The 12,177-nt window shown below is 48.1% G+C and carries 10 protein-coding genes; 8 read left to right on the top strand and 2 right to left on the bottom strand.

The window, feature by feature from the left end; translation table 11 throughout:
* Window positions 1-108 precede the first annotated feature (108 nt).
* Together B9N86_RS27085 and B9N86_RS27080 are read right to left on the bottom strand one after the other, a co-directional pair.
* Window positions 109-2,871 carry an S-layer homology domain-containing protein gene (locus B9N86_RS27085; protein WP_208916151.1) on the bottom strand — a complete coding sequence of 921 codons (2,763 nt, stop codon included), beginning with the start codon at window positions 2,869-2,871 and terminating at the stop codon, window positions 109-111.
* 378 nt (window positions 2,872-3,249) lie between these two features.
* Entirely contained in the window at window positions 3,250-4,122 is an 873-nt protein-coding gene (locus B9N86_RS27080; protein ID WP_208916150.1) for an AraC family transcriptional regulator, read from the bottom strand.
* Between the two features lie 264 nt (window positions 4,123-4,386).
* Between B9N86_RS27080 and B9N86_RS27075 the strand changes: the two genes are divergently transcribed.
* The 8 genes from B9N86_RS27075 (at window position 4,387) to B9N86_RS27040 (ending at window position 12,171) form a co-directional block, all read left to right on the top strand.
* Window positions 4,387-4,737: a hypothetical protein gene (locus B9N86_RS27075; RefSeq protein WP_208916149.1), complete on the top strand. Its 351-nt coding sequence runs from the start codon at window positions 4,387-4,389 to the stop codon at window positions 4,735-4,737.
* Between the two features lie 25 nt (window positions 4,738-4,762).
* Window positions 4,763-5,749 (top strand): 3-oxoacyl-[acyl-carrier-protein] synthase III C-terminal domain-containing protein, encoded by a 987-nt coding sequence (locus tag B9N86_RS27070; protein ID WP_208916148.1) that lies wholly within the window; start codon window positions 4,763-4,765, stop codon window positions 5,747-5,749.
* Window positions 5,750-6,021: 272 nt separating this feature from the next.
* Window positions 6,022-7,359: a hypothetical protein gene (locus B9N86_RS27065; RefSeq protein ID WP_208916147.1), complete on the top strand. Its 1,338-nt coding sequence runs from the start codon at window positions 6,022-6,024 to the stop codon at window positions 7,357-7,359.
* A 165-nt stretch (window positions 7,360-7,524) separates the two neighbouring features.
* Window positions 7,525-8,541, top strand: coding sequence for an NAD-dependent epimerase/dehydratase family protein (locus B9N86_RS27060; RefSeq protein WP_208916146.1), 1,017 nt, complete (start codon window positions 7,525-7,527; stop codon window positions 8,539-8,541).
* The gene (locus B9N86_RS27055) at window positions 8,542-9,609 is read left to right on the top strand and encodes a dihydrodipicolinate synthase family protein (RefSeq protein ID WP_208916145.1); all 1,068 of its coding nucleotides are present in this window, start codon (window positions 8,542-8,544) and stop codon (window positions 9,607-9,609) included.
* A gap of 41 nt (window positions 9,610-9,650) precedes the next feature.
* Window positions 9,651-10,337: an L-serine ammonia-lyase, iron-sulfur-dependent subunit beta gene (gene sdaAB / locus B9N86_RS27050; protein ID WP_208916144.1), complete on the top strand. Its 687-nt coding sequence runs from the start codon at window positions 9,651-9,653 to the stop codon at window positions 10,335-10,337.
* Window positions 10,334-11,272: an L-serine ammonia-lyase, iron-sulfur-dependent, subunit alpha gene (gene sdaAA, locus B9N86_RS27045; RefSeq protein WP_208916143.1), complete on the top strand. Its 939-nt coding sequence runs from the start codon at window positions 10,334-10,336 to the stop codon at window positions 11,270-11,272. The genes sdaAB and sdaAA overlap by 4 nt, the downstream gene beginning before the upstream one ends.
* Window positions 11,269-12,171: a Gfo/Idh/MocA family protein gene (locus B9N86_RS27040; RefSeq protein ID WP_208916142.1), complete on the top strand. Its 903-nt coding sequence runs from the start codon at window positions 11,269-11,271 to the stop codon at window positions 12,169-12,171. Before sdaAA ends, B9N86_RS27040 begins: the two co-directional genes overlap by 4 nt.
* Window positions 12,172-12,177: the final 6 nt, after the last annotated feature.

Below are 12,177 nucleotides of genomic sequence, written 5' to 3'. Positions count from 1 at the left end.
TGAAGTATATATAAACGCCCTCCCGCTTTCCTATGGAAGTCGGGAGGGCATTTTTTTCTGTAATTATCTGTGCTTCTTTATTTTCTTTCCGTTTTTTCGGGCCTGTGGTCAAAGCTGCAAATAAAGCCGGTACAGCATTCGGGCAGCTTCCCCGCGCGTGACAGCCTCGCGAGCTTTAATCCGTTTATCAGCGGGAACATCGATCAAGCGCTGCTTCACAGCCAAGGACATCGTTGGCTTGGCCCAATTGGATATCGTTTCTTTGTCCACGAATTGGTTCAGGTAATCCTCTGTATTCGTAGGGTAAAAATAATGTTTCTTTTCATGCAGGGATCTTGCGCCGATCGCGGTCATTTCTTCCCGGGATATCGTATGATCCGGCTTAAACGTGCCATCTGGATAACCTTCGACGATATGCTTTTTTTCGGATGAAGCGATATATGGATGATGCCATTGCGACGGATGCACGTCTGAGAAACTCTCCGTCGCCGTTTCATCCAAAGCATAAAAAGCTCTTACAAGCATGGCCGTGAACTCTGCGCGGGTGAGCAGGGAATCAGGTTCAAAATTGCCATTGTCTTTCCCGGTAACGATACCTTTGGAGGCCAGAAACTGTACCGCTTGCTGCAGCTCTGGATCTCGATCGTCAACATCAGGAAACGACTTGGAATTTTCGTCCACGAAATACGCCCCGGAACGGTTGATTTCCGCTTCCATGCCGTTTTGGGACGGATTGAACTTTCCGCCGATCGGCCGCGGCTTTTTTCCATTTGAATAGAACACACTGGTATGTGTCGCATTCGTCTGCTTTGCAGGCAGAATGAGCAGGATGTTACTTGATATGTTCGGAAGCTCCTGACCTTGTTCATCTGAAAATTGTACGCGATATCCGCCGTTATTTTCTTTGACCAGACGAATCACAATCACCGGAAGCGAATCGAACAGGCGATCTGCGGTCGCAACATTCAGCACCAACTTCGCATCCCCCGCAAGAACGGTAATATAGTCGATATCCTTCCGACCAACTAAGCTATCCTTGTACAGCTTGAAAATATATTCATTTTGTCCGGGCGAGGGCAAAATTTCTGCATTCACGATTAACTCTCTCGCAAGCGCAATCCTGTTCTCCGACAGCGCCTGCTTTACCGCTGACTTCGCCTTTGACGCATTGCCGGCTAAGCGGTCAATCAGTTCGGGCGTTATGAGGAGCTGGCCGTTAACGGGAGTCGGCTTTTCGCTGCTTGCGGCCGTGATCACAAGCTCTCCCGCTTGAGTCAGACCCTCCACGATAACCGAATTCTTCTTGTCAGCGTCAGGGATAGACCGGACGGCAGTGAAATACGTATCGGACAGCATGCTGCCTTCAACGATATACAACAAGAAGTAGGCGGTCTCGTCCGGAAAACCGGCCCTGGTTGCGGTTGCCCGTACAATAGTTTGTCCGGATTTATTCGCGGTTACGATCGGTATGCCATTCACATTCGATAAGGTTCCTATGCTTGGATCGCCAATAGTGTACGTTATCTTGGTTCCAGGAAGCACATTGCTTGCGGTAATAGTCTGTTGTTCACCAGGCTTCAGCATCGTGATAAACGGAAAAAGGCTAATTTCCGGCGAAGTCCGTATAACAGGTTGAGCTTTAGTCTCTGAGCGACCAGCAGTTGGTTGGTCTGTTGTTTCAGGACGACTACCCGTCGGTTGGTTTTTTACTACAGTTCGATTACCGGTTGGTTGGGTTGCTGTCCCCGAGCGATTGCCAGCTGCCGTTTCTTTCGTGAACACAACAAGCTTTGGCAAGGAATAAATATTATCTTCCCACGCCCACAAGGTCTGATCCTTTTTCAATGCATAATACCATTTAGAATACCTGTCCTTGACCTTATTGTGTACGGAGGCGATATCCGTAAGCCCGGGGAACACTTTATCGTCGTTGTACACGGACCAAAGCTGATCATCCGTTCGCAAAGCATAAATGGGATCAATAAATTGATCTTGCAACATCATGCTAAATTCAACAATACTTCGTGCGCCTGCTGCTCCATGTAATTGTTCGGGAACACTTGCAGGGTTATACGCCGACCAGGACCAGACCGAGCCGTCTTTCTTGTAAGCAAAGTTTGGATAAGAGCCCACCTCTATGTTGACGATATCATTAAGACCCTTGACCTGCTCTGGACCTTTGCTTTTAGAGATATTATACGGAAGGTACTCACTTGTGCTCCATCTCCAAACCGAACCATCTTTTTTAACCGCGTATGCGAAACCGTTCGCCGAGCGTATGGATGCGACATCATCAAGCAGCTTCGATTGAATCGGAATCGATGAGGCACCCCCCATTTCGCTTCCCCAGCTCCAAACCGAGCCGTCTGATTTTAATACGAACAAGGTCTTGAAGTTAGAGCTGTCGAAAAAATCGGCGACGAGTGAAGTTACGTGATTCAAATCTTTGATAAGCGAAGGAGTATTCATAGGACTATGTATAATAGTATCGTCGGTTTCAGTGATTTTGGAGTCCCAATACCATACGGTTCCATCCTTTTTTAACGCAACGTAGTTAATAATAGCTCTACTATTCTCCCCATGCGATTTGTACCTAAATTGCTTCACATCCTGCAAGCCCGGAATTTGGAACATTTCAGCTATATAGCAATCTAAAGTTTTTAAAGAATCTTTATTTATGACCCAAGTCCATACGGATCCATCGTTTTTCGCCAGTAGTATGTTGTCGTCAAGAATGTCGTAATCCTCGCCGATACGTGTATATTCCTGTTCGCTAACAGCACTTATGTCATTCCCCTTGGCTTGCACCGAACCTGAATGAGCCGTGAGGATTAACATAAGGCTTAACAGAGCTGCCATTAATCGTTTCATTGTCGACCTCCACCTAGAAATTTTCTTGTTCATCTCAGAATTCTGCTTCCCGGTTTCCCAAACGGGCAGCTGATAGCTGTCCTCGTTTTTCAATCTGATCCCTCTCTTTTTCTATTATTTCTCAAATTATTTATCGGTTAAAAGGAGTAGAAGGTTTTACTTTCACCAAATAATTCATAATATAGTAACTTTCCACGGTCAATAATTAATCTTCCAAAAAAATAACCCCCGGCGTTCCCGTACGCCGAGAGTGAAAAAATCCCATTTTAGATCGAGTCGCTCCTCACTAACCACCCGATTTGTCGGTAAGTCCTGAAATATTAATCTGCTTAAGCATACATGTCATGAATCACTCCAATCGATGGATGGGGTGATTTTTTATTTATATCTCTCTCCATTTCTCATATGGCGAGGCGATAAGCCGGTCACTTTTTTGAACATTTTTGAGAAGAGAAACGGATCAATGTATCCGACGGATCTTGAAATATCACTGATCGACAGCTCCTTGTTCTGCAGCAACTCAGCTGCACGGTTCATCCGGTATTCCAGCAAAAATGTCTGAAGGGACAAGCCGAACTGCGATTTGAAGAGGCCTGACAAGTAGGTCCGGTCCAGCCCGACGGAGCGTGCGATGTCCATAACGCTGATCCTCTGGCTGTAATTATTCTCGATAAATTCAATGGCTTGCCGTACATAGGCTTCCTTTGAAACCGAGGGCTTAGGCTGTGCCAGCGCTTCCGGAGAACTCTGAATTAACTCGGCCATTAACCGGTACAGGATACTCAGGCTGAGCACATCACGGCTTCTTTCCTCGCGGGCTGCCATCAGTTCATCATGATAAGTTTCGAATCCGGTAACAGACCCCCTCTCCGTGGCTTCGGTTTTGCTCATGTAGGCAACCTGAAAGATAGGATGATGTGATGACAAATGTGATCTTTGCAGAAGGGACTTTGCATGAAGTCCCCGAAAACCGAACCAGGAGTATGTCCACGGATCTTGTTCATCGGCACAATAGTATACAAGAACGCCTGGCGGAATCAGAAACCCTTGTCCTGCATGCAGGCGGTAAGTCTGATCATGTATGGTGAAAACACCGCAGCCGCTGTGGACGTAATGAAGGATGTAGGAATCACGCAGACCCGGTCCCCAGGAGTGACCTGGCACACATTCCTCCTTGCCGAAAAACAGTAGACTCAGGTCCATTTGTCCCTGCGGCGGTGAATGAACGATATCAATATAAAGGCGTCGCATAGCGGATGAGCACCTCCTGCCGCTGATTGTAAGCTTGTTGTTCCGCGTTGCTTTATACATTAGATTCGAGGAAATGCAGTCATATCCTTTTTGCTTCAAAGGGGATGCAGGTTGTTGAAAATGATCAATACAAGGTTAAGAATGAGCGTGAATTGTCCGATAAATAAGAGGAATACCCTTATAGGGAACTGTACTTATAAAGTAATATTGAGTGCAGTTAACAGCAGGAATATATCATTATTGGAGAAAGGCAGGGAAATTGAAATGACCCAGAAAGCTTTCAGCATCGAAATCAATAAAGCAACGAAGACCATGGAGATGATGGTAAGTGGTACATTTACTGCACAGGATTATGAGGATTTTGTAAATGATTATGTGACTAAGACTTCATCCATTGACGCATCACAGTATTTGCTTGAAGTGGACTGCAGAATGATGGATTTGCTGACACCCGGTGAAGTTGATAAATTGCAGGGGTCCTTTACAAGATATAAAGAAACTGGTTTTGCTAAAGTGAACTTTATCGTAACCGAGTCACAATCGATTATAAAGATGCAGTTGGGACGTGTCGCTCGAATGGCGGGACTGACGAATATCGAAGTAATCGTAAAATAAACAGATTGGAATGGAGCTGTTATATATGCAGCGTATTCGGTTGAAATCAATCGATATCTATCATCCGAATCATTCGATAGATAATGAATTTTATATTTCTCATTACAAGGCGAAGGGTAAAGATATAACGAATTTCCTGGAGTTCATGGGACGGGAGAGTCGTTATGTCATCGACAATGATACGGAAAATGGTCTGACGATGGGGATCGAAGCTGCGCGTAGAGTGCTTGCGAAGGCAGGTTTGACCGGAGAAGATATGGATATGATCATGTTCTCAACCCAGGTGCCAGAAACGACGTATCCGTCTAATGCGATGTTTGTGCATGCTGCCATTCAAGGGAAGTCTGATGCCCTTGTGATGGATTCCAATGCGAACTGTGCTGGGATGACGGTTGCCGTTGACCATGCCAGTCGTTACATGAGTGGTAATCCGGACTGTAAAAGAGCGCTCGTTATCGGTTCTGACTACAATACATTGCTCTGCAACTCCGAAGATGAAATCACGTATGCCAACTATGGAGATGCGGCATGTGCTGTCATTCTTGAGCAGAGTGAAGAGGAAGAGGGCTTAATCGATTGCCAGTACTCCACACATTCCATCCTTCCGGAGAAAATTATGTATCCGGCACAGGGACTGGCAAAGATGGTGAAGGAGGAAGCGGACGGCAAGTCGATTCAGTGGCTGCCTTTCGACGGGCATCTGGCAATGCCACCGACCTTTACGCTGCTGGACAAGCTGCTGAGTCGAAATGGTTTAACCGCTCAGGACGTGAAGGCTTACTGCTTCTCACAGTTTTCCATGGGTAATATTCTGAAGATCCAGGAGCATCTTGAACTGGATGATTCCCAAATTGTTTACGTTGGTGACCGCTTTGGATATACCGGAACTAGCAGTCCGTTCATTGCACTTTATGAAGGCATTGAAAGCGGGCGGATTCAGCGCGGTGATACCGTTTGTTTCTGGACCATTGGCTGTGGTTTTCAGCTGGTGGCCATGCTCTGGAAGTATTAAAGATATAAATTAAGGCAGTCGCTGGCTTCATGAAGCCAGCGACTGCCTTAATTTTATCCTAAATTGATAATTAAGACTTATCATAACCGGTGAGCTCACGACACCGGAAGCTCCGCAAAAAGTGATGGAATTGAAACTGGCGACCACTAACAGGCAACTTATCATTGATTTCTGAAGCTTGATAAATCTGCATGAAGAGGTATGATTTAGGTAGATGGTACCGCCTGTTAACGGTGGCGACCCAATAGGGAATATGCGGGAGTGAGCATTCAATGACAGATAGAAATAAAGTAGTCCAACAGATCCGCATTGGAATTATCGGCCCTCAAACGATAGTGGATAAGATCATGAGGGTTATTGAGACATTTCCTTCATTTGCGCCTGTGCCGCTGATATTTCAGCATGAAGATGAAGCCCCAGTTCTTGCGGAGCGGATCAGCGGGGAAGTGGAGGTGCTGATTCTTTCCGATCCGTTGTCTCACCGGAAGGTTAAAGAACAGATGACGATTGCGATACCTGTGCATCATGTTCCAGTCACGGATGCCGGATTGTATAAAGCGCTTTTTTATGCCCGGCATACAGGGAAACTGAACAGAGGCATCTCTGTGGATACATTGACCGAAGCCATGGTGAGACGAACGCTGAAGGATATGGATATTACGGATGTGGAGAGTATGATTTACGACGGACCGGCGTATACGTCCAAAAATAAACTCGCCGACTTTCATGAAGAGAACTACAATTCGGGAAATTGCTCGATTGCTTTTACCGGAATGGAGGCAGCGGCACATGAGCTGAGCCGCAGAGGTATACCGAACGTATGGCTGCTTCCTTCGGATCAAGACATCATTGTTTCTCTGGAGAGGGCGTTGCTGTCAACCGCGTCACGTCGGAGTAAAGAAGGACAGATTGTGGTCGGCATGATTAATGTAGACGATTTCGGCACACAAGCTCTGAAACGGAACAATGAGCATGAGGTTCAGAAGCTGAAGCTGGATATTCACCGAATGGTGCTGGACTATGTAGAATCGCTGGATGGATATCTCACCCACATGGGCGGTGATGAGTATCTGTTCTTTACAACGCGGGGAATATTTGAGAGGGAAACCGGGGGGTATAAGACCATTCCTCTCGCCAAGGACGTCAACAAGTCGCACGGTATTTCACTCAGTATAGGCATGGGATTTGGACGGACAGCTAGTGCTGCCGGCACGAATGCCCGCATCGCGATGAGAAAGGCGAAGGAAGCGGGGGGGAACGCCTGCTTTATCGTCCGTGAAGACGGCACGCTCATCGGTCCGCTGGAGATGGCAGATCCTGTACAGGATGTGTTGTCCTTTACCGATGCAGCCCTTATTAAACGTGCGGAGGATGCCGGCATGACGAGCGCCTATTTGAGCAAGCTGCTTCATCAGCGCGCCCGGTTTGGTAAATGTGAATATAAGGTTCACGAGCTCGCGAATCTGCTGGACATTACAGTGAGAAGTGCTCACCGTCTGCTGCTGCTCTGGATCGACAATGATCTGGTTGAAATATCCGGACTGGAGAAGGTTCCGAGGGGAAGGCCGAGACAAATTTTCCTGTTTACCTTTTTGCAGAAGGATTTGTGATGTTGTGGCCCTTTGTCCCTAAATGTGAATGTGGACGAAGGGTGTCTCATAACCGCCGGTGACGGAAAAGCATTCTTCTATTTAAAGACGATTTAAAGATTTGTCTTTATATATATTCTCTCGTTATGATGAAGAGGAAACGTAATCAGAAGGAGATGATTGGACATGAAAACCGTTGCGGAATTAGAAGCAAAGCTTGCTGAGCCATCAGAACAGTTGATTGCCGATTTGAGTACGATAGAAGGAGATATCCTGATTCTTGGCGTCGGCGGCAAGATGGGTCCGAGTCTGGCAAGACTGGCTGCCAATGCTGTCAGAGAAGGCGGATTAAATAAACGGATTATCGGTGTATCCCGGTTCTCCAATGCCGACGCAAGACGTGAACTGGAAGAGGCCGGAATCGAAACGATCTCATGCGATTTATTGAATGATGAAGAGCTGCAGAAGCTGCCGGATGCGGCTAACGTGATTTATATGGCAGGTAACAAGTTTGGCACAACGGGCCGTGAGTATTTTACATGGGCAATGAACTCTTATCTGCCGGGCCGTGTGGCTGAGAAATACAAAAATTCAAAAATCGTCGTATTCTCCTCAGGTAATGTGTATCCGTTTTCACCAGTAGGGAGCGGCGGCGTAAATGAAGCTGTGTCTCCTGAGCCGCTCGGTGAGTACGCACAATCGTGTCTTGGAAGAGAGCGTGTCTTCGAGTATTTCTCCCATCAAAATGGAACACCAATGACGATCTACCGTCTGAACTATGCGATTGACATGCGTTACGGGGTTCTGCTGGAGCTGGCTAAATCCATCAACGAAGATCGTCCGATCAATCTTGCAATGGGACACGCGAACGTGATCTGGCAGGGAGATGCCAACGAAATGGCGCTGCGCTGCCTGAAGCACTGCAGCAACCCGCCGGAGATCATTAACATTACCGGACCGGAAACGATGTCTATCCGCTGGGCTGCCGAGGAACTGGCCAAACGTATGGGGAAAGAAGTTAATTTCACGGGCACGGAATCCGAGACGGCTCTGCTGAACAATGCAACGAAATCCCATCAGCTGTTCGGTTATCCGAAAGTATCGCTGCTGCAAATGATCGATTGGACGGCAGAGTGGATACAATCCGGCGGAGATACATGGAACAAACCAACACATTTCCAAGAGAGAAAGGGGAAATTCTAAGTGATTGAAGCAAACAGATTGTCACCAGAAAAAGCAAAGGCACTTGCAGAAGGCCTTGTTATCCCGGCGCACCCTCTTGCACTCGATAGTAATCGCAAACTGGATGAGCGCCGTCAGCGGGCTCTGTCACGGTATTATGCAGCATCCGGTGCAGGCGGCATAGCGGTAGGGGTACACTCCACTCAATTTGAAATCCGTGATAAGGGCATTGATCTGTATGAACCGGTACTTCGTCTTGCGGCGGAAGAGACGGAACGGGCGAAGCTGGACAGACCATATATTATGGTAGCTGGTGTTTGCGGACCTACGGAGCAGGCTGTGAATGAAGCCCAGATTGCCCGCAATCTTGGATATGACGCTGCTCTGCTAAGTATGGGCGGACTGGCTGACATGAGTGAGCTGGACATTTTGAAGAGAACGAAAGTTATTGCAGACATTATGCCGGTAATCGGGTTCTATCTGCAGCCTTCCGTCGGCGGAAAAATCTTCAGCTTCGACTTCTGGTGCCAATTTGCAGAAATTCCGAATGTCGTGGCGATAAAGATGGCACCATTTAACCGTTATCAGACGATTGATGTGGCACGTGCGGTTTGTTATTCTAGCCGGAGGGATGAAATTTCCCTTTATACGGGTAATGATGATAATATCATCAATGACCTGCTCACAACTTACCGTTTCAATGTGGACGGTAAAATCGTTGAAAAGCCGATGATCGGAGGTCTGCTCGGTCACTGGGCCGTCTGGACCCGTAAAGCGGTAGAGCAGCTGGAGGAGATCAAGCAGGTACGCAGAGGGGCTATCCCTCCGGAATGGCTGACACGAAACGTTGAGGTTACGGATTGCAATGCGGCTTTCTTTGATCCGGCGCACCAATTCCACGGATGCATTCCGGGTATTCATGAAGTTCTTCGTCGCCAGGGACTGCTCGAAGGTACCTGGTGTTTGAACCCGAATGAAACATTGTCACCGGGACAGTCAGAAGAGATTGACCGTGTGTACAGAGATTATCCTCATCTCAACGATGATGATTTTGTTAAAGAGCATTTGGAAAAGTGGCTGGCTGAATAAATAGTTTAGCTGTAATAATTTGATGAACGGGGGAAACGCTTGTGCGTTTTAAAGATGTGTTTTCAATTATTGGACCGAGTATGGTAGGTCCGTCCAGCTCCCATACAGCGGGCGCTGTGCGAATAGGCAGGGCAGCGCGGCGCATTTTTGGAGCGTTTCCCGAACAAGCGGAGATCGTGTTCTATGGTTCTTTTGCCGAGACCTATCGTGGACACGGGACCGATCTGGCGGTCGTTGGCGGTTTGATGGATTTTGCTACAGATGATATGCGCATTCGAAATTCAATCGATCTTGCAGAAGCTGCAGGAATGGCTCTCACATTCAAGACGGCTCAGAATGTTGCTTTTCACCCGAATACGGTGATGTTGAAGCTGAAAGATAAGGAAGGCCGGGAAGATGTTGTTGCCGGTGCTTCCATCGGAGGCGGCAATGTTGAGATTTTGGGTGTTAACGGTTTTGATGTGAAATTTACGATGAACTATCCGGTATTGGTCGTATTTCATAAGGACACGCCGGGAATGGTCGCTCATATCACCCGAATATTGGACGGTGGAGGCGTAAACATCGGATATATGGACGTAGACCGCAAAGGCAGAGGCGGGGAAGCTGTTACGGTCTTGGAGACGGATGAAGCGGTGCCTCATGGTCTCATGGAGCATATTCGCGGATTGGGCAATGTCCATCGTGTCGTATTTGCGGATTTGACGTCAGAGGAGGTTACAGAATGAAGTTCTCTACATTACAGCAGCTGACGGAATGCTGCCGCGAGGACGGGGTCACGATCGGACAGCTGATGCTCCGTGAGCAGGCTAAGGAGACCGGGAAGAGTGAAGAGGAAACTTTCAAGATGATGGCAGACTATTACAACATCATGAAAGAAGCGGTTCATCGTGGAATCCATGAGCCTGTTCTGTCTCGGAGCGGTTTAACCGGCGGTGACGCGGTGCGTGTCAACGAGTATATGCTAGGAGGCGTTTCTTCCCTTGGAACAGAAGCCTGTACCGCGATGGCTTATGCTTTGTCCGTATCTGAAGTGAACGCCTCTATGGGTCGTATTGTAGCCACACCGACGGCTGGGTCATGCGGCATCATACCTGGCGTTTTTGTCAGTGCACAGGAAAGGTTCGCTTGGGAAGATGAGCATCTCGTCATGGGGTTGTTCAGTGCTGGTGCTATTGGATATGTCATCGCGAACAATTCGTTCATATCCGGTGCCGAGGGCGGCTGTCAGGCTGAGGTTGGTTCAGCCATCGGCATGGCAGCCGGTGCGCTCACGGAGCTGAGAGGCGGAACACCGGAGCAGGCGGTGCACGCTGTCGGTCTGGCTCTTAAAAATTCCCTCGGGCTGATTTGTGATCCAGTAGGCGGGCTTGTAGAAATTCCGTGTATTGTTCGAAACGGCTTTGGTGCTGTAACGGCACTTGCTGCTGCAGATATGGCGCTTGCTGGCGTCCGCAGCGTTATTCCGTCCGATGAAGTGGTTGGGGTTATGCTTGAGGTCGGAACGGCGATGCCTGCTAAACATAGGGAAACGGCTAAGGGCGGACTTGCGCAGACTCCTACAGGAAAAAAGATTTTAAAGGATCTGTACGGCAAGGACGGCAAGAACGTGAAGGAGAAAGGCGCCAAGAGCACCAAGAAGAAGGAGGATGAGTCGAAATGAACTCACTCCGGATTGGCTTGATTGGTCTTGATACCTCACATGCCCTGGCATTTACACGGTTACTGCATGATACAGAAGATGCTTACCATGTTCCGGGGGCCCGTGTCGTTGCGGCATATCCGGGCGGATCACCGGATTTCTCACTAAGTATTTCACGGGTTAACGGCTTTACGGAAGATATCAAGCAGAAATACGGTGTTCGGATTATGGATACACCGGAGGAGGTCGCAGAGCACTGTGATGCCCTCATGCTGCTGTCAGCTGACGGCCGGGTGCATCTAGACTTGTTTCGAAAGATAGCTCCTTACGGAAAGCCTGTATTTATAGATAAGCCATTGGCACTGCAATCATCCGAAGCGGAAGAGATCGGCGCAATTGCCGCAAGGCACGGCGTTCCGGTCATGAGTTCCTCTTCTCTTCGGTATGCGGTCAGCTTGACTCAGGAGCTTGACCGTGAAGGGAAGGGCAATGTTATCGGAGCGGATGTTCATGGTCCGATGGAAGTAGAAAGTACTCAATCTTATTATTTTTGGTATGGAATTCATGCAGCGGAAATGCTCTTTGCCATCATGGGACCGGGCTGCCGGGAGGTAATTGTGTCTTCTACTGAAGTCCATGAGCTGATTACGGGAACCTGGGATGACGGACGAATCGGCACGGTACGCGGAAACCGCGGTGGTAATTTTATGTTCGGTGCTTTGATTCACCGTACGACCGGAAGTGACTACGTGGATGCTGCGGCGTCTGGCAAACCGTTCTATGCGGATCTGCTGGAGCAGGTTATGCCAATGTTTGCATCCGGAAAGACGGTTCTTCCGTTCGAGCAATCCGTTGAAATTATTCGATTCCTTGAGGCTGCGGAAGAGAGCAGAACAACGGGCTGCACTGTAAAACTATAAGTCATG

The sequence above is a fragment of the Paenibacillus uliginis N3/975 genome (assembly GCF_900177425.1).
In the GTDB taxonomy this organism is placed as follows: domain Bacteria; phylum Bacillota; class Bacilli; order Paenibacillales; family Paenibacillaceae; genus Paenibacillus_AQ; species Paenibacillus_AQ uliginis.
The sequence above is the reverse complement of the archived record's forward strand: the minus strand, read 5'-3'. Positions and strand labels throughout refer to the sequence as shown.